This window comes from Streptomyces sp. NPDC006879, from assembly GCF_042869595.1.
Taxonomy (GTDB): domain Bacteria; phylum Actinomycetota; class Actinomycetes; order Streptomycetales; family Streptomycetaceae; genus Streptomyces.
On sequence record NZ_JBIAGC010000032.1, the window covers coordinates 37366 to 55959 of the forward strand.

Here is an 18594-nt window from a genome sequence, read left to right on the forward strand (position 1 = left end):
CCTTACGGCCTGTCGCTGCCTATGCAACAGTCGTAACTGGCTCTTCCATCAGACTTGGCCGTGCCGCGCCTGTATCGGAGTACGACATGCCGTCCCATCTGTTTGCGGACCGTCACGCCGCACAGCCGCCGGAGCGGGTTTCCGTGGACGCCCTGATCTCCCGGACCCGTCAACTGCGCGGAGCGGTGGACGCCGTCCGGCGGGACGCGGTGCTGGACCACGACGACGCCCACGGCCGCTGGCAGCGGGCCCTGTGCGACCTGTCGGTCCATCAACTCGATGACCTGGGCGAGCATTTGCGACAGCTCAAGGAAGGACTACCGGCCGCCCCCGCGGAGTCGTCCGCGGGAGCGCAGGAGCAGTTCCCCTGCACCTTTGCGTCCGGTCCGGAAACCCTGGTCTCGCGGGTCGGCAGCGCCGAGTGGAACCTCCTGACCGACGAGGTCACCTGGTCCGAGGAGTTGTTCCAGATCTTCGGCCGCTCCCCCTCGTCCGGCGCGCTCTCCCTCGATGAACTACCGTCCATGCTCTTCGCCGACGACCAGCCACTGCTGACCGCGATGGTGACCGAGTGCCTCGTGGACGGCAAACCGATCGACGGGGAGTTCCGCATCGTCCGCGCCGACGGCCGGGTACGGACCCTCCACATGATGGGTGAGCCGGTCCTCGACCCCGAAGGCGGCACGGCCTCCATGTGGGCGGTCCTGCGCGACGTCAGCGACCTGCGTAGAAGTCAGCGCGCCGCCCGCGAGAGCCGCGACTCCTTCCAGCGCCAGCAACAGGTCGCACAGACCGAGCGCCGGCTGGCGGTGGAACTCCAAGAAGCCGTACTACCCCCATGGCGCGGTTCCCTGCTGCTACCGGAAGGCGGTGCGGGCACCTTGGACCTCGCCGCCCACTACCTTCCCTCCGCGACCAGCGCACTGATCGGCGGTGACTGGTACGACGCACTGGAACTACCCGACGGGCAAACCCTCCTGACAGTAGGCGACCTCACCGGACACGGCGTCGCCGCCACCTCGGGGATGGCCATGATGCTCGGAGCGCTGCGCGGCATGGCCGTAGCGGGCATCGCACCGGGGCCCCTGATGGGCTGGCTCAACCAACTGCTGGAGGCCTCCGTCCAGCCTGCACTGGGTAGCGCGATCTGCTGCCGCTACTGCCCCAGAACGAGGACCCTGTCCTGGTCCCAGGCCGGCCACCCGGCCCCGCTCCTGTTCCGCGCGGGGAGGGGGAGGCAGCTTGAGGCCCCCGAAGGGGTTCTGTTGGGCGCCACCTCCAAGGCAGTGTACGGACAGGCGGAAGAGAGACTTGAGGCCGGTGACGTGCTCGTCCTGCACACCGACGGACTGTCCCCTCGCAGCGTGGAGTTCACCGCCACCGCCGGGGCGGAGCGACTGCTCGCCCTCGCCCCCCGTTTCGCCGCCGCCCGCTCGGCTCAGGAATGTGTGCGGAGCATCGTGGAAGAGTTCGGTGAAACCGAGCGTGAGGACGACGGCTGCGTACTGGTGGCGCGGATCAGCCCCTGAAACCTGAGCGCCGTCCGCACCCGGGCGGGGCGTACGGGAGCAGCCATGACGCACCCGCACGGGAGACCCATGGTGGCCGTTGGGGCTCGGACGGTGCGCCACACGAGCAAGGAGGGCGCGGCGCAGCGGGCCACGACGCTCCGTCAGGCACACCCCTCGACGCCGACGTGGGCGCATCACGGCGTGGTAGTGGCTGCCGCGGTGCGGGCACCTCAGACCTGCGCTCCCCGCACCCGCCGCGGAGCCCCCTTCGGGAGGGACCGCTCGATCTCCTCGCGAAGCTCCCCGATCGCCCCGTACCCCGCGTACTCGCCGCTGAGCCGGTACATCTCACGCAGCCGATCCCAGGTGCGGTGCGAGGACGTCTCTCCCATGGACACCAGCGCCAGTCGGGCGTAGCGGTCGGCCTGCTCAGGATCGTTGGCGATGAAGCAGGCCGAAGCCATGGAGATGTAGTCGAAGATTCGTGAGCGTTCATGGCCCTTGGCGCGCAACCTCAACGCCTCCTTGGCGTGCTGTTGGGCCAACGGAGCGGCGCTGGGGTCGTGGTCCGCCAGGGTCCGGTAGGCCAGCGCCTGCATGCCGTGCAGGTCCGCCTCGTCGAACATCTGCATCCAACTAGGCGGAGGCACGTCGCTCTTGTCCGAAACGAAGAGGTCTTCCGCCTCGCCGAGCGTGCGCCGCATCGCCTGGCCCCTCCCCATCGCCGCCTGCGCCCAGGCTTCGATGGTGTGAAGCATGGCACGCGTGCGCGGCAGGGTCTGGGCCCCGGAGCCGGACTTCGCCAGCTTCATGAGGTCCAGCGCCTCACTCGGTTTGCCCAAGTGCACCATCTGGCGGGCGGCGCGGGAGAGCGCTTCGCCCGCCCGTGGACGGTCCCCGCCCTCACGTGCGGCATGGGCGGCGATGACGAAGTACTTCTGCGCGGTGGGCTCCAGGCCCACGTCGTGGGACATCCAACCAGCCAGGCAGGCCAGGTTGGCGGCGACGCCCCACAGGCGGCGCTGGAGGTGGTCGGGGTGGTGGTAGGCAAGCATGCCCCCCACCTCATTGAGCTGGCCCACCACGGCCTTTCGCTGGAGCCCGCCACCCCGGGAGGCATCCCAGGCGCGGAAGACCTCGACGGACCTCTCCAGGGCTTCGATCTCTTCGGATCCGACGGGTGCGGCCTCATAGCGGTCGAACCCGGCGGGGTCGGCGTGCAGGGTGTCGTCGTGGCGGGCGGCGTCTCGCCTGCCCGCCCAGCGGAGTGAGTCGGTGGTGCTGGCCGGGTCGGTGTGCAGCCAGTCGTGCATGGCGCTGCTGAGCGCTGAGCCGGCGGTGAGCGCGGCACCCGCGCCCATCAGACCGCGTCGGTTGAGCATGAGGTCCATTCCCGTGAATTCGGTGAGAACCGCAGCCGTGCGCTCGGGCGCCCAGGGCACTCCGTCGGGGTTTTCCTGCACCCCGACCTCGCGCCGCTTCGCGGAACGCCCGTGCCGTACGAAACCGAGGTCCTCGATGGTCACGACACGTCCGAGTCGCTCGGTGAACAGCGCCGCAAGCACCTTGGGCACGGGATCGCGCGGGGTCTCCCCCATGTCCATCCAGCGCCGTACCCGCGAGGTGTCGGTGGCCAGTTGGGGGTGGCCCATGGCCGCCGCCTGCCGGTTCACCAGTCTCGCGAGTTCGCCCTTTGACCAGCCGGCCAGGCCGAACAGGTCGTTCAGACGGGTGTTGGGTCCTCTGCTCACGTCAAGCCCCCAGGGATCTCGGCTGAGTTGACAGTAGCCCGGCGTCAGATGCCGAGCGACTATTCGCCAGGGTTCGCCAGGGTTCGCCAGATGGTGTGCCACCCGCCCACGGGTGTCGGGTAGGAATGCGCCTCCCCGCCCCGGTCCCCGGGCCCACTTCCCCAGGGTGCGGCACGGCCCCGGGGTGGGTGGCGTACGCAACTCGTCGGCGCACGAAGGGATCTGTCACCACCATGTACACAGCATCGTCCTCCGTGTCCGCACCGCCCCGGCCGCACCGAGCCTTCCCGGCGGGCAGCGGTCCCTACCTCGACCCCAGCCGGTCGGTCACCGCGGCCGGGCCGGCACCTCACCTGCGCCGGGCCTCCGGCGCGGTCCAGCCCGGCCAGCCCGTGAGCGGCAGGCTCGATCTCTCCGGCCCCCAGGGCAGCCAGCTGCGCTCCGCGCTGGCCTCGGTGCATCGGATCTGTCCGGAGTTCGCGCCGGTACAGGTGCTGCGGCGCAGTGGCCGATCGGTCCTCCTCGTGGGCACCACGGGCCGCACGACCGCTGTGGCAAAGGTCTTACTGGACCACTCGCCCGCCTGGGTCGACAGCTACCGGCAGGAGATAGCTGCCTATCGGGCGTTCGTACGCCACCGCCCCCCGGTACGAGTGCCGCAGCTGATCGCCGCGGACCCGGAGAACTGCGCGCTGATCGTGGAGCGGAGTCCGGGCAGGGTCGCAGCCCTGCAGCGCCACCCCGTGGAGGCTCCCGCCCGTGCCGACCTACGAGCCGTGCTCGGCGCGGTGTGCCGCCTGAACACCTGGCGACCGGCGGCGGACCTCTTCGGGCAGCCGATCGACTACTCCTCCCGTCTGTCGCGCTACCACAACCTGGGCCTGCTTACCGATCGGGATCTGGGAGACCTCCAGAAGCTCCTGCGCGGGCTCGCGTCGGCGGGGGGCGGCAAGGGCGTGGTGGGTCAGTTCTGCCACGGAGACGCGCTGCTTTCCAATGTGTTGCTCGCCCCGACCGGACCGGTCCTCCTGGACTGGGAGCACGCGGGGTGGTACTTGCCGGGCTACGACCTCGCCACGTTGTGGACCGTCCTCGGTGACGTGCCGACCGCCCGTCGCCAGATCAGCCAGCTGGCCCAGGCCTCCGGGCCCGCGGCACGGGACGCCTTCCTGGTGAACCTGATGCTGGTGCTCACTCGGGAGATCCGCACCTATGAGCTGGCCGTGCAGCGCTCCATTCAGGCCGCCCCGCCGGTGACCCCCGGTGCGCCGACCGCGCCCGTCTCGGGCGAGGAGCAGCGTCTGCTGCTCCGCCGGTTGCACGATGACTGCGGCATGGCTCGCCGCGCGGTACGGGCGGCGGTCGGCACGCGCTGATCCGATGCGGTACTTCTGGGCGTGGTCCCCGGCGCATGGGTGCCGGGGACCACGTTTGCTGCGCACGACGGCGCCACTGGACCGATCAAACGGAACCGGTTTCGAGGGTGGGCAGGACCACGGTCACGGCGCTTGACATCACATGATCCTGCGAACACATTGCTGACGCAGCATCAGAACGCCGCACCGGTAGGACCCCTTGACGCCGCGTCCCCGGAGCTGCCCATGTCCGCGAACCCCAGTCCCGCGCCTCGCCCCAACGGGCCCGCCACGAGCGCTCCGACCCCGGACCTCCCCACCCGCCGCTCGGTCCTTGCCGGGGCCGGCGCAGGTGTTCTACTGGCCGGCGTACCCGCCGTTGCCCGCGCCGCGGAGAGTCCCGTGCTCGGCGAGTTCGACGTCGTCGTGGTCGGTGCCGGGGCGGCCGGAATGACCGCCGCGCTCACGGCCGCCCGTCGCGGACTGAGCTGTGTAGTGGTGGAGAAATCCGCCACCTACGGTGGTTCGGCCGCCCGATCAGGTGCCGGTATCTGGTTGCCGAACAACCGGATCCTCCTGGAAGCCGGCGCACCCGACACCCCGGAAAAGGCCGCGACGTACCTCGCAGCGGTCGCGGGGCCCGAAGTACCTGTTGCCCGGCAGGCGGCGTTCTTGGCGAACGGCCCGCGCATGCTGGACTTCGTCATGTCCAACAGCCCCTTGAGGTTCCGCTTCATGGCTGGCTACAGCGACTACTACGACCTGCCCGGCGCCCTGCCCGGTGGCCGTTCCATCGAACCCGACATGATCGACGGCAAGCTGCTGGGGGCGGAACTGGAGCGGCTGAACCCGGCCTACCTACCCGTTCCCGCGGGGATGGTGGTCTACAGCGCGGACTACAAGTGGCTGACCCTTTCCCTGGTCAGCGCGAGGGGCCTTGCGGTGGCCACCGAATGCCTGGCACGCGGTACCGCTGCCGCGCTGCTCGGCCAACGACCGCTGACCATGGGCCAAGCCCTCGCCGGTGGGCTGCGCTTGGGGCTGTTGCGCGCGGGGGTGCCGCTCTGGCTCGAAACGCCCCTGGTCGATCTCGTCCAGCAGGACGGTGCGGTCTCCGCGGTGGTGGTGGAGCACGAGGGCAGGACGTGCACGGTGCGGGCGCGGCGTGGGGTCGTCATCGGCTCAGGTGGTTTCGAGCACGACGCCGCGATGCGGGCGCGGTACCAGCAGCAGCCCATCGGCACCCAGTGGACCGTCGGCCACCACGCGAACACCGGGGACGGCATCCGCGCCGGCGAACGGGCCGGAGCGGCGCTGGCCCTGATGGAGGACGCGTGGTGGGGACCGGCGATCCCCCTGCCGCAGGAGCCGTACTTCTGTTTGGCCGAACGCACCCTGCCGGGCGGGTTGATCGTCAATGCGGCGGGTGGGCGCTTCGTCAACGAGGCGGCGCCGTACGGGGACGTGGTGCACGTGATGTACGAGAAGGACCGGGTCTCGCCCCACATCCCCGCCTGGCTTATCGTGGACCAGAACTACCGCAACCGGTACCTCTTCAAGGACGTCGCTCCCCTGCTGCCGCTCCCGGATTCCTGGTACGCCTCGGGAGCCGCGCACCGGGCGTGGACCTGGAACGACCTGGCTGCTCGGATCGGCGTTCCGGGCGCGGCCCTGCGGGCGACCGTCAACAGGTTCAATCTGATGGCGTGGCACGGTGAGGACGCGGACTTCGGTCGGGGTGAGAGCGCGTACGACCACTACTACACCGATCCGTCCGTCAGACCGAACTCCTGCCTGGCACCCCTGTGGGCGCCGCCGTTCTATGCTTTCAAGATCGTCCCCGGTGATCTGGGCACCAAGGGCGGGATGGTCACCGACCACCGTGCGAGAGTGCTTCGGCCGGACGGTTCGGCGATCCGTGGGCTGTACGCCGCGGGAAACGCCAGCGCGGCCGTGATGGGCCACGGCTACGCGGGCGCGGGTTCCACCATCGGCCCGGCGATGACCTTCGGCTTCGTCGCGGCCAACGACCTCGCCGAGGGCTGACGCCCTCAAAGACCGACCTTCAGCCGGCTGCCGCGAGGGGACGGATCAGTCCTGCTGGAAGAGGGCTGCGGGCAGCGGCTTCAACAGCGTGTAGAGGTCGTCGGTGATCGGCCGCTCCCAGCTGGCGATGGTGACCAGCACGTTGTCGCTGCGGTCGAACTGCACGCAGGAGATTCGGGTCTCCGAAAGCTTGATCCGCCGCACGATCAACAGGTTGTCACCCTGCATGACCGGCACGTCCTCGACGCCCGTGACCTCGACGTCCTCGTCGTTCTCCAGGGCGAGCAGGAGTTGGGCGACTTCGAAGGGCACCTGGTTGTCGGCGAGCTCACGGGCCGGGGAGCCCTCCGGGAGGTTTCCGATGATCATCGCTGGTCCGCGCCCCCCGAACAGGTCGTAGCGCAGGAAAACACCCTGGCAGCTGCCGTCGGGAGCGGGCAGCAGGCCCGCCCCGAGATTGCCCGGCCAGTCCCCCGGGTCCATGGCCAGGACGTCGAAGTCCGGGCCCGCGGGAGTGGCGGCGCTGCGGCGGCGGAGGAAGGACATGCCGCCATGGTACGTGCCTTTGCCCCGCCTCCGGAGCCTGGGGCGGCGTGCCAGACCACCTCCGGCCGGGCCGGCGCGAACAAGGGTGGGCCCGCGCGGCCGGGCTGCCCACCGCCTCCGGACCGCTCAGGCCGCTCCGGCGGGGCCGACTCCTCGCGCCACAGCCATCCGAGGGCGCCGGCACTGATCACGTGATCGCTCGCCCCGTTCGCCCGACGCCGAAGCGGAGCACTCCTCGTATAGGGCGCTCAGGTGCCTCCGGCGGCCAGGGCGACTGCCCGGCTCCCCGCCCGCCGGACGCGGTCATGACCCCTCGGGCCCGTACGGGCGGGTGACGGGCGTCAGGTGAGGTCGAACTCGCCCTCCCGCGCACCGAGCACGAACTGACGCCACTCCCCCGGAGTGAAAATCAACGAGGGGCTCTCGGGTCGGGTGCTGTTGCGCATCGCGATGAACCCCTCGACGAAGGCGATCTGCACGTCGCCCGCGCCCTGACTGCCCGACTGCCACTGCGCGTTGCTCAGGTCGAGCTCGGGCTTGTCCCAACCCGCCGCCAGTTGCTGCGAAATCATGCCCTCAGCCACGTCCGCGCTCCTCCCGATCGCCGTCGTCCGGGGCCAGGTTAGCGACCGATGTCGATGCCCGACAGACCACCGAAACAGCCAGCTTGGGCCGCCACCCACCCCTTCGGTCAGGCGTTCGGAGGTTCCGCGCCGACGAGCCACATGGCGAAGAACTGGGCCCCACCGCCGTAGGCGTGCCCCAGGGCCATACGGGCGCCCGGGACCTGGTGTTCGCCCGCTTGCCCACGTACCTGGAGCGCTGCCTCGGCGAACCTGATCATGCCGGAGGCGCCGATGGGGTTGGAGGACAGCACGCCTCCGGAGGGGTTGACCGGCAGGTCACCGTCGAGCGCTGTCACCCCCGACTCGGTGAGCTTCCAGCCCTCGCCTTCGGCTGCGAAGCCCAGGTTCTCCAACCACATCGGCTCGTACCAGGAGAAGGGCACGTACAGCTCCGCCACGTCGATCTCGCGGCGGGGATCGGTGATGCCCGCCTGGTGGTAGACCTCGGCGGCGCAGTCCCGGCCCGCCCGCGGGGAGACGAAGTCCTTGCCGGCGAACAGGGTCGGCTCGCTACGCATCGCACCACCGTGCAACCATGCCGGCGCTCTGGGCGCCCGGGCCGCGCCCGACCTGCCGGTGAGGACCATCGCGCAGGCGCCGTCGGAGGACGGGCAGGTCTCCGAGTAGCGGATCGGGTCCCAGAGCATCGGGGATGCCTGCACCCTCTCCAGCGTGATGTCGTGTTCGTGCAGGTGCGCGCAAGGGTTCTTCAGCGCGTTGCGCCGGTCCTTGAGGGCCACGAGGGCACCGATGGTCTCGGGTGCGCCGGTGCGCCGCATGTAGGCCCGCACGTGCGGGGCGAAGAACCCTCCGGCGCCGGCGAGGAGGGGCTGCTGGAAGGGGACGGGCAAGGACAGGCCCCACATGGCGTTGGACTCCGACTGCTTCTCGAAGGCCAGGGTGAGGACGGTCCGGTGGATGCGGGCCTCGATCAGCCCGGCAGCGACCAGCGCGGTGGACCCGCCGACCGATCCGGCGGTGTGCACCCGAAGCACGGGCTTGCCCACGGCGCCGAGTGCGTCCGCCAGGTACAGCTCCGGCATCATCACGCCCTCGAAGAAGTCGGGGGCCTTGCCGATCACCACGGCGTCGACATCACTCCAGCCGAGCCCGGCGTCGTCCAGGGCGCGCTGGGCGGCCTCTCGGACCAGGCCGGCGAGGGAGACGTCCCGACGGGCGGCCACGTGCTTGGTCTGGCCGATACCGACGACGGCCACGGGTTCCCTGCTCATGCTTATCCCTCGCTCGTCTCTCCGGCCGCGCGCGGCGGCACTCGGTGCATCGGTTGCCGTGATCGGGTGACCGCGGGCGCCGGACTCACGGGCCTGGGTCCGCAGCCAGGACCGCCACCAGGTTCTGTTGGAGGCAGGGGCCGGAGGTGGCGTGCGCGAGTGCCCGTGCGGAGGCGCCGCGATGGATCCGGGCCGCCGCCTCGCCGATCCGGATCAGCCCTGCGGCCATGATGGGGTTGGCGGCGAGCGCTCCGCCGGAGGGGTTGACGAGCACGTTGTCCCCGAGGCGTAGCGCCTTGCGCAGGACGACCTCCTGGGCGGTGAAGGGCGCGTGAAGCTCGGCGGTGTCCACCGGGGCCTCGAAGTAGCCGGCGCGCTCGGCGGCGATCCGGGTGGAAGGCGAGTCGGTCAGGTCACGCAGCCCGAGGGCGTGGGCCTCGATGCGGTGGTCAATGCCCGTGATCCAGGCGGGGTTGGCGCACAGCCTGCGCGCGGTTGCTCCGGCCGCGAGGATGACTGCCGCGGCACCGTCCGAGACCGGCGGGCAGTCCCCGGTCCGCAACGGTTGGACCTGGTAGTCACCGCCGGCCACCGATCCACGGAGTTGGGCGTGCGGATTGTCCTTCGCCGCGGTGCGGCTACGTTCGGCCACGGCGGTCAGCGCCGCCTCGTCGGTGTCGCCGGCGTCGATGAGGGCCTGGGCCTGGAGGGCGGCGAGCGCCACGGAGTCGGGCCACAGCGGGGCCAGGTAGTAGGGGTCGAGCTGGCGGGTGAGGACCTCGCGCACGGAACCGGGGGAGGACTTTCCGTACCCGTAGACCAGTGCGGTGTCCGCAGCGCCGGTCTGTATCTTGACCCAGGCCTCGTAGAGCGCCCAGGCGCCGTCCATCTCCACGTGGGATTCGCATACCGGCGGCCAGGCACCCACCGCGTCCAGGGTCATGGTGAAGGAGAAGGCGCGCCCGGCGAGGTAGTCACTGGAGCCGGAGCAGGTGAATCCGATGTCGGCGGTTTTGAGACCGGTCTGGTCCAGGACCTGGTGCAGCACCGGCATGACCATCTCGACTTCGGAGAGTTCGTCCGTGCGCCTGCGGTGGTCGCTCTGTGCAAAGGCGACCACCGCCACGTCACGTATCCCGTTGGCCATTACAACAACTCCTTGTAGGCCTCGTAGTCGGCGTCCGCCTCGCCGGTGGGACGGAAGTGGTCGGGAAAACGACTCCCGGCGATCCATACCGGCTCGACCCGAAGGCCCATCCGCACCTGGTCATAGGGGATCTGACCGATGCGCCCGTGCAGGGCCAGGTCAGCTCCGTCGAGGGCGATGTGCGCGTAGACGTAGGGAACTTCGATCTCCGCGCCCGCAGGCTGCCGGGACGTGATGTTGACGATGCAGTAGGTGGTGACCGTTCCGGCCGGACCCGCCTCGACCCGCTCGGCGGTGGCGACACCGCAGGTGGGGCAAGCCCCCCGGGGCGGGACGTACACCTTGGTACAGGAGGGGCAGCGTTCGCCGACGAAGCGGTGCTCGGCGAGCGCGTTGAGGTAGGCGCCCTGGGCGCGGCCGGGGCTGTAGCCGTAGTCCAGCCGGGCGGGAGCGAGGATTTGGGTGACCGGATCCTCGAACGCCCCGCCGTGCAGGGCCGGTCGGACTCCGATCCCGCCGCCCTGCGCACCTTCGGGATCCGGCTCGAAGCACGCGATGTCGGTGATGGCACCCGACCGATGGGGCGCCCATCGGATCCTGACCCGCATTCCGCTGGAGACCGACTGCGGACCGGGCGCGTCGAGAACGTGCAACAGGGCGGTGTCCGCTCCGTCCAGGCGCACTAGCACCCAGGCGAAGGGGGTGCTGAGGGGTTGGTGGGGGCGTGGGCGCGGGTTCCAGGCCCAGGTGGTCACGGTTCCGGTGGCGGCTACCTCTACGAGGTCGCGGAGCTCCGCCGCGGTGACCGGGTCGTACTCGACGGGCGGCACCAGGACCCGCTCGTCCGTGGTGCGCACGCCCAGGACCGTGCGTTCACGCAGTCCGGTGAGGAAGGCGCTTTGGACCGGGCCCAGGGAACGGGTGAAGGGGTACTCGACGACCAGGGGCGCTCGGAGCACCTCCGGCGAGGAAGGGGCTGCCATGGGGTCACTCCTTTTCGGGCGGGCCGCTCCGGCCTCAGGGGCAGGGCACCGGCACGCTGGGAGGGTCGGGCACCACCCGGCCAGTTGGCGGAAACGGCGGCGGCGCGGCGCCGCGGGTCGGCGTCAGGCACGCCGGTAGAGGGGGGGCCGCTTCTCGGTGAAGGCACGTGCACCCTCCTTCGCATCGGCGGTGTCGAAGACCGGCCAGCCCCGCACGAGTTCGGCGGCCAGCCCCTCGGCTTCGGTCATCGCTGCGCTCTCGTACACGCTGGCTTTGACCGCCTCCACGGCGAGCGGCCCACAGGCGTTGATCTGTTCGGCCAGGTCGAGGGCGTGTTCCAGGGCGGTCCCGGTGGGGACGACCTGGCCGACCAGCCCGATACGGGCGGCCTCTTCGGCGGTGTAGGCGCGTCCGGTGAGCAGCATTTCGAGGGCGTGGGTGTGTGGGATCTGCCGGGGTAGGCGCACGGTGGAACCACCGATGGGAAAGAGCCCGCGGCGCACTTCGAAGAGTCCGAAGGTGGCGCCACTGGCTGCGATGCGGATGTCGGTTCCCTGGAGTATCTCCGTACCGCCGGCGACGCAGGCTCCCTCGACGGCTGCGATGACGGGTTTACGGGGGCGATGGTGGCGGAGCATCGCCTTCCAGTGCAGATCGGGATCCTCCTTGAGGCGGTCCCGGTAACTGTCTGCCGCCATCCCCCGGCCGGCGAGGGCCTTGAGGTCCATTCCGGCGCAGAAGTCGCCTCCGGCGCCGGTGAGCACCACGGAGCGGACCGAGTCGTCGGCGTCGGCTTCCTGCCAACCGTCCCAGAGCCCGACCAGCAGGGCCAGGGACAGCGCGTTCTTCGCTTCCGGCCTGTTCATGGTGAGCACCAGGGTGGCACCCTGACGCGTCACGCTCAGGTGTTCCGTCCCGCTCATTGCCGTCCTCCCGCTCCAGGGACCCTGTGCCGCGGCAGGCGGCTCCTGCCTGTCCGGGCCGCGTCGCGGTGTCGGCTGCGTGGCCCGCGGACGAGACGTGACGGTGTCGTCGGACGGTGCGGGCCGGGCACCACGACGGGCGAACGCTGCCGCCCGCGGCACTAGGGCGTGGTGCGAAGGTCCCGCCTGCCCCGCGGACGGACGGCGCAACTTTCGCAACACGCACTAGAACAGGTTGCAGGAGTCGCCTGTCCAGTTCAAGAGTTCTCTGACAGACAGTCAGATTTCTTGTCCGATGGCCTTCACACTTGCCCGGACCAACGCTCTAATGACCGCCAGACCTAACGCCCGACCGGCCAAAACCCCCGGACCAAAGGGCCAGGAGGTAACAGTGGAGTACAACCTTGCCGACCTGTTCGAGTCGGTGGTCGACACGGTCCCGGACCGTGAAGCCCTGGTCTACCTCGACCATCCGGGTACCGGAGCGGAGCGCCGCCTGACCTACGCGGAACTGGACGCCGCCGCCAACCGGATCGCCCACCACCTCCTCGACAGCGGGCTAACCCCGGGCGAGCATCTGGGGCTCCATCTGTACAACGGCGTCGAGTACCTCCAGACGGTGCTGGCCTGCCTCAAGGCCCGCCTGGTGCCCGTGAACGTCAACTACCGCTACGTAGAGGATGAGCTGGCCTACCTCTATCGGGATGCCGACCTGGCGGCGCTGGTCTTCGACGGCGAGTTCACCGAACGGGTGGCCGCCGCCCTACCGCACGCACCGCGGCTGCGCCACCTCATCCGGGTCGGCCCCACCCCCGAGGGCGCAGCCGAGCCCGCCGTGCACCCCATCCCCTACCCGGGGGCGGAGGTCTCCGGAAACCCGGAGCGCGGGTTCCCGCCACGCTCACCCGACGACCTGTTCATCATCTACACCGGCGGGACCACCGGCCTGCCCAAAGGGGTCATGTGGCGCGCCGAGGACCTGTTCTTCGCCGGGCTCGGCGGCGGCGCACCGACCGGCACACCGGTCGCCTCCCCCGAAGAGCTGGCCGAACGGGTGGCCGCCGGAGGGGACGGCCTGGTCTTCTTCCCCACGCCTCCCCTGATGCACGGCACCTCCACCCTCACCGCCTTCATCGCCTTCAACTTCGGCCAAAAGGTGGTCATCCACAAGAAGTTCGCCCCGGAGCAGGTGCTGAACACCATCGCCAAGGAGCGCGTCACCAGCGTCTCGCTGGTCGGTGACGCCATGCTGCGCCCGTTGGTCGACGCCCTCAACGGACGGCTGGCCGGCTCCGACACCTCCGGCCTGTTCAGCGTCTCCAGCTCGGGCGCGATCATGTCGGAGACGGTGCGGGCGCAGTTCCAGGCGCTGGTTCCCCATGCGTTGCTGCTGAACAACTTCGGCTCCTCGGAGTCCGGGTTCAACGGGACCGCAACCGAGGATTCCGGTCCCGCGGCGGGTTTTCGACTGCGGGTGAACGCGCGTACACAGGTGGTGGACCCGAAGACGCACCAGCCGGTGGCCCCCGGAGAGCCGGGGCGGATCGCCCAGCGCGGGCACGTGCCACTCGGCTACTACAACGACCCCGTCAAGACCGCCGAAACCTTCTTCCGGCGCGGCGAGGAACGGTGGGTGCTCCTCGGCGACATGGCCACGGTGGACACGGAAGGGATCGTGACGGTGCTCGGACGCGGATCCCAGTGCATCAACACCGGCGGTGAAAAGGTGTACCCGGAAGAAGTGGAACAAGCCCTCAAGTCACACCCCGACGTGTACGACGCCCTGGTCGCGGGGGTCCCCGATCCCACCTGGGGCAACCACGTGAGCGCGGTGGTCCAGCTTCGCTCGGGCACGCAGCGGCCACCGGACCTGCTCGACATCCAGACGCACTGCCGCACCCGGCTGGCCGGGTACAAGATCCCGCGGCAGCTCGTGGTCGTAGAGCGGATCCAGCGCTCTCCCAGCGGCAAGGCCGACTACCGTTGGGCGCGGTCGGTGGCCACCGGCGCCTCAGCCCGATCGGCCGAACCACCGGCCCCACCACAGCACCCCTGACCAGACCTTGACGGGTCCTCCTGGCACTGGTTTCGTTGCCGTCGACCACTACCGAATGATCGGTCGGCAGCTGCCCCGATCGGTCCGAAGGCGAGGGGCGAGCTGTGAGCGGCGTTCTCCTGGACACGGCGGAGCGACTGGATCGGACCGCACTGGAGTCCCTCCAGTTGGATCGGCTACGAGCCACGCTCCACCGCGCGTACGAGAAGGTGCCGCACTACCGCGAGGCCTTCGACCGGGCCGGGGTCCGCCCCGAGGACTGTCGCACCCTCGCCGACCTGCCGCGCTTCCCCTTCACCACCAAGGCGGAGCTGCGCGAGCAGTACCCCTTCGGCATGTTCGCCGTCCCCCAGGACCAGATCCGCCGCATTCACGCCTCCAGCGGCACCACCGGCCAGCCGACGGTCGTCGGCTACACCGAGGGAGACCTCGACCGATGGGCGGACCTGGTCGCCCGGTCGTTGCGCGCCGCCGGCGCCCGGCCCGGCGACAAGGTCCACGTGGCTTACGGCTACGGCCTGTTCACCGGAGGCCTCGGAGCCCACTACGGCGCCGAACGACTGGGCTGCACGGTCATCCCCGCGTCCGGGGGGATGACCGAGAGGCAGGTCCGTCTCATCCAGGACTTCCGCCCGGAGGTCATCATGGTGACCCCGTCCTACATGTTGACGCTTCTGGACGAGTTCGAACGCCAGGGGGTCGACCCCCGCTCCACCTCGCTGCGGGTGGGCGTGTTCGGCGCCGAGCCGTGGACTCAGGCGATGCGGAGCGAGATCGAGGAGCGGTTCGCCATCGACGCCGTGGACATCTACGGACTGTCGGAGGTGATCGGGCCCGGTGTGGCACAGGAGTTCGCGGGGACCAAGGACGGCTTGCACATCTGGGAGGACCACTTCCTGCCCGAGGTCGTGGACCCGGTGTCCGGCAAGGTCCTCCCGGAGGGGGAGCCCGGAGAGCTCGTCTTCACCTCCTTGACCAAGGAGGCCATGCCCGTCGTCCGCTACCGCACCCGCGACCTGACCCGGCTACTGCCCGGGACCGCCCGTCCCGCCTTCCGCCGGATGGCGAAGGTCACCGGCCGCACCGACGACATGATCATCCTGCGTGGGGTCAACCTCTTCCCCGCCCAGATCGAAGAGATCCTGCTGCGTACCCCGGGGATGGCCCCGCACTTCCAGCTCCGACTGACCCGGGAGGGCCGCCTGGACGCCCTGACGGTGGTGGCCGAGGCACGCCCGGAGGCGACGTCCGCGGACCGGAGCAGCGCAGCCGCCTCCTTGGGCCGGGCGGTTAAGGAGGGGATCGGGGTCTCGGTCTCGGTCGAGGTCTGTGAGCCCTACACGCTCCAGCGCTCGGTCGGCAAGGTCAAGAGGATCGTGGATCTGCGCAACGGCTGAACCGCCGCCCGGCGGCCACGACGCGTGGCGCAGCGCTCGCCACGCCCTTGCGGGAGGCGGTCACGGGGTCACCGCCAGGAACAGGTAGGCGGCGAGGATCACGAGGTGGACCCCGCCTTGGAGGAGGGTGGCGCGCCCGGGAAGGACGGTGAAGGCCCCGACCATCACAGTGAGGGCGAGCAAGACCATGTGGGTCGGGTCGAGCCCCAGCACCAGGGGACCGGTGAGCCAGACGGACGCGAGGGCGATGGCCGGAATGGTCAAGCCGATGCTCGCGATGGACGAGCCGTAGGCAAGGTTGAGACTGGTCTGGATGCGGTCCCGGCGGGCGGCCCGGACAGCTGCGAGCGTCTCCGGCAGCAACACGAGCAGAGCGATGATCACACCGACCACGGCCTGCGGCAGGCCGGCCCGGGAGACCGCGGACTCGATGGTCGGAGAAACCGCCTTGGCGTCTCCCACCACGGCCACCAGTGCGACGATCAGCAGACCGAGGCTGATCACGGCGGTGCGGGCGGTGGGGGGCGCGGCGTGTTCCTCCTCCCCGTCACCGAGGTCCACCCCTTCTCCCGCCGGCTTCGCCACGCCCTTCGACCCGCCTCGGGTGTCCGCGGGAGCTGCGGCTACCGGCGCTGCACCCACCGCGACGGGCCGCGGGGTGCGGGTCGTTGACGGTGACGGGACGGGAAGGAAGTAATCCCGGTGCCGCACGGTCTGGACGGCGATGAACAGCGCGTACAGCGCGAGGGAGGCCGCTGCCGCGAAGGCGAGTTGAGCACTGGAGAACTCAGGGCCGGGCTTGCTGGTGGTGAATGTGGGCAGCACCAGACCCAAGGTGGCCAGCGTGGCGACGGTGGCCAGGGCAGCACCTGATCCGGCGGCGTTGAAGACGGCGATACGGGTGCGCAGTGCGCCGACGAACAGCGAGATGCCGACGATCCCGTTGCAGGTGATCATCACGGCGGCGAACACGGTGTCGCGGGCCAGGCTGGCCGTCTTGTCGCCGCTGCCCGCCATGAGCGTGACGATGAGGGCCACCTCGATGACGGTGACCGACACCGCCAGGACCAGCGAACCGAAGGGCTCGCCGACCCGGTGTGCGACCACCTCAGCGTGGTGGACCGCTGCCAGCACCGCCCCGGCGAGGCAGAGGGCGACCAGACCCACCACGAATCCGGGCAGCTCGCGGCCCCAGCTGAAGATCAGGGCCACGACTGCGACTAGAGGGACCACGACGGTCCAGTCGGTGATCGGGAAACGCGTTGGCATACGTGCCGAGCTCATGACCGCCACGCTGCCAGAGGCCCGCAGGATGAAGGGGCGCAACGCGCCGTCGGCGTCCGGCCCGGCCAGGCGGAGGCCGTCGCACCCCTCGGCCGCGCTCTCTGGGCGGCTCCCAAAGCCCCTCACCGGGGGTTCGGCCACGACCCGGGCGAAGCCCGGCCCGCTCAGATGCGGCGCTCGCGCCCACGCCAGTAGGGCTCGCGCAAGTGCCGCTTGTAGAGCTTTCCGTTGGGGTCCCTGGGCATCGCCGAGACGAAGTCCACGGACTTGGGCCGCTTGTACCCGGCGAGCCGGGTCGCGCAGTGGGCCAGGATCTCAGCCGCCAGGTCCTCCCCGGGCTGCTGCCCCTCGGCGGGCTCCACCACGGCTTTGACCTCCTCCCCCCAGTCCGGGTGCGGGACCCCGAAAGCGGCGGCGTCGGCAACGGCAGGATGAGTCAGTAGAGCGGCCTCGATTTCGGCGGGGTAGATGTTGACTCCGCCTGAAATGATCATGTCGATCTTCCGGTCACGCAGGAAGAGGTACCCCTCTTCGTCGAGGATCCCCAGGTCACCCACGGTGAAGAAGTCCCCGATGCGGTTGCTGCGGGTCTTGTGCTGATCCTTGTGGTAGCTGAAGCCCCCGGCGTTCATCTTCATGTAGACGGTGCCGAGTTCGCCCGGGGGGAGGGCCTCACCCGATTCGTCGAAGATGGCGAGCTCGCTGATCGGCCAAGCCCGGCCTACCGTGCCGGGCTTCTTCAGCCAGTCCGCGGCCGTGGCGAAGGCGCCACCGCCCTCGCTGGCCGCGTAGTACTCCTCGACGCACGGGCCCCACCAGTCGATCATGGCGCGTTTGATGTGGTCGGGACAGGGGGCGGCGCCGTGGATGGCGTGCCGTAGGGAACTCACGTCGTAGCGGTCCCGCACCTGGGCGGGGAGCGCGAGGAGTCGATGGAACTGCGTGGGCACCATGTGGGTGTGCGTGACCCGATGCTCCTCGATCAGGCGCAGCATGTCCTCGGGGGTCCATTTGTCCATCAGCACCAGGGGATGGCCGATATGCAGGGCGGCGGCGGCGAACTGGAGCACGGCGGTGTGGTAGAGCGGCGAGCAGACGAGGTGGACGTTGCCGTCGAAGGGCCGGATGCCGAAGATCCCTAGGAAACCACCGAGGGAGGTTTCCTCGGGCAGCCGGCCGGGCAGCGGCCTGCGAATCCCACGCGGGCGGCCGGTCGTTCCGGATGTGTAGTTCATGACCCAGCCCAGGGTGCGGTCCACCGGCTGCGCCGTCGGCTGCCCCTGAACAAGCCCGCCGTACGGCCGGAACCCGCAGATGCCACCGACGGCGAAGCAACGCCCCACCGGCAGCCCCGCCCCCTCGGCCGCCTCCACGGCGGTCCGGGCGAAGCGCTCGTGCGCGATGAGCACCTTGGCGCCGGAGTCGGCGACGATCCAGGCGATCTCCGGGCCCACCAGGTGGTGGTTGACGGGGACCAGGTAGAGGCCCGCTTGTGCGGCGGCGAGGTAGGCGGTGAGGAGCTCGACCCCGTTGGGCAGGACCACGGCGAAAGCGTCCCCGCGTTGCAGGCCGGCGGCGCGTAGACAGTGGACGAGCTGGTTCGCCGCGCCGTGCAGACGGCCGGCCGTCCACGGCTGGCCCTCGGGCGGGAAGAGGATGGTGCGGTCCGGGGCCGCCTCGGCCTGGGCCCAGAAGCCGTTCGGCGGCTGTGCGGTGACTGACATGGCTGCGGGGCT

The 18594-nt window shown here is 70.2% G+C and carries 14 protein-coding genes; 5 read left to right on the plus strand and 9 right to left on the minus strand.

Going from position 1 to position 18594, the window contains the following annotated elements:
- Positions 1 to 86: 86 nt before the first annotated feature.
- Positions 87 to 1529, plus strand: a complete 1443-nt coding sequence (locus ACFYMC_RS21755; RefSeq protein ID WP_388527807.1) for a PP2C family protein-serine/threonine phosphatase — start codon at positions 87 to 89, stop codon at positions 1527 to 1529.
- 212 nt (positions 1530 to 1741) lie between these two features.
- On the opposite strand, the gene ACFYMC_RS21760 is transcribed toward ACFYMC_RS21755, so the two are convergent.
- Positions 1742 to 3262, minus strand: coding sequence for a hypothetical protein (locus ACFYMC_RS21760; RefSeq protein WP_388527810.1), 1521 nt, complete (start codon positions 3260 to 3262; stop codon positions 1742 to 1744).
- A 233-nt stretch (positions 3263 to 3495) separates the two neighbouring features.
- Between ACFYMC_RS21760 and ACFYMC_RS21765 the strand changes: the two genes are divergently transcribed.
- Together ACFYMC_RS21765 and kstD are read left to right on the plus strand one after the other, a co-directional pair.
- The gene (locus ACFYMC_RS21765) at positions 3496 to 4638 is read left to right on the plus strand and encodes an aminoglycoside phosphotransferase family protein (protein ID WP_388527812.1); all 1143 of its coding nucleotides are present in this window, start codon (positions 3496 to 3498) and stop codon (positions 4636 to 4638) included.
- A 225-nt stretch (positions 4639 to 4863) separates the two neighbouring features.
- Complete coding sequence (gene kstD, locus ACFYMC_RS21770) at positions 4864 to 6663, plus strand: 3-oxosteroid 1-dehydrogenase (RefSeq protein ID WP_388527815.1); 1800 nt, start codon at positions 4864 to 4866, stop codon at positions 6661 to 6663.
- Positions 6664 to 6708: 45 nt separating this feature from the next.
- Here the strand turns inward: kstD and ACFYMC_RS21775 are convergent, their stop codons facing one another.
- The 6 genes from ACFYMC_RS21775 to ACFYMC_RS21800 all read right to left on the minus strand — a co-directional run bounded on the left by ACFYMC_RS21775 (position 6709) and on the right by ACFYMC_RS21800 (position 12121).
- Positions 6709 to 7209: a hypothetical protein gene (locus tag ACFYMC_RS21775; protein WP_388527818.1), complete on the minus strand. Its 501-nt coding sequence runs from the start codon at positions 7207 to 7209 to the stop codon at positions 6709 to 6711.
- Positions 7210 to 7550: 341 nt separating this feature from the next.
- Positions 7551 to 7781 carry a DUF397 domain-containing protein gene (locus ACFYMC_RS21780; RefSeq protein ID WP_388527886.1) on the minus strand — a complete coding sequence of 77 codons (231 nt, stop codon included), beginning with the start codon at positions 7779 to 7781 and terminating at the stop codon, positions 7551 to 7553.
- A gap of 119 nt (positions 7782 to 7900) precedes the next feature.
- Positions 7901 to 9067: a thiolase domain-containing protein gene (locus ACFYMC_RS21785; protein ID WP_388527821.1), complete on the minus strand. Its 1167-nt coding sequence runs from the start codon at positions 9065 to 9067 to the stop codon at positions 7901 to 7903.
- A gap of 85 nt (positions 9068 to 9152) precedes the next feature.
- A complete protein-coding gene (locus tag ACFYMC_RS21790) occupies positions 9153 to 10214 on the minus strand; it encodes a thiolase domain-containing protein (RefSeq protein ID WP_388527824.1) in 1062 nt (353 codons plus the stop codon).
- Positions 10214 to 11197: a Zn-ribbon domain-containing OB-fold protein gene (locus ACFYMC_RS21795; RefSeq protein ID WP_388527827.1), complete on the minus strand. Its 984-nt coding sequence runs from the start codon at positions 11195 to 11197 to the stop codon at positions 10214 to 10216. Before ACFYMC_RS21795 ends, ACFYMC_RS21790 begins: the two co-directional genes overlap by 1 nt.
- A gap of 123 nt (positions 11198 to 11320) precedes the next feature.
- A complete protein-coding gene (locus tag ACFYMC_RS21800) occupies positions 11321 to 12121 on the minus strand; it encodes a crotonase/enoyl-CoA hydratase family protein (protein WP_388527830.1) in 801 nt (266 codons plus the stop codon).
- 391 nt (positions 12122 to 12512) lie between these two features.
- Here ACFYMC_RS21800 and ACFYMC_RS21805 point away from each other — a divergent pair, with 391 nt between their 5' ends.
- A complete protein-coding gene (locus tag ACFYMC_RS21805) occupies positions 12513 to 14177 on the plus strand; it encodes an acyl-CoA synthetase (RefSeq protein WP_388527833.1) in 1665 nt (554 codons plus the stop codon).
- Between the two features lie 104 nt (positions 14178 to 14281).
- Positions 14282 to 15574, plus strand: a complete 1293-nt coding sequence (gene paaK / locus ACFYMC_RS21810; protein ID WP_388527835.1) for a phenylacetate--CoA ligase PaaK — start codon at positions 14282 to 14284, stop codon at positions 15572 to 15574.
- A gap of 60 nt (positions 15575 to 15634) precedes the next feature.
- Here the strand turns inward: paaK and ACFYMC_RS21815 are convergent, their stop codons facing one another.
- The gene (locus ACFYMC_RS21815) at positions 15635 to 16858 is read right to left on the minus strand and encodes a calcium:proton antiporter (RefSeq protein ID WP_388527838.1); all 1224 of its coding nucleotides are present in this window, start codon (positions 16856 to 16858) and stop codon (positions 15635 to 15637) included.
- 164 nt (positions 16859 to 17022) lie between these two features.
- Positions 17023 to 18582, minus strand: a complete 1560-nt coding sequence (locus ACFYMC_RS21820) for an acyl-CoA synthetase (RefSeq protein WP_388527841.1) — start codon at positions 18580 to 18582, stop codon at positions 17023 to 17025.
- Between the last annotated feature and the right edge of the window lie 12 nt (positions 18583 to 18594).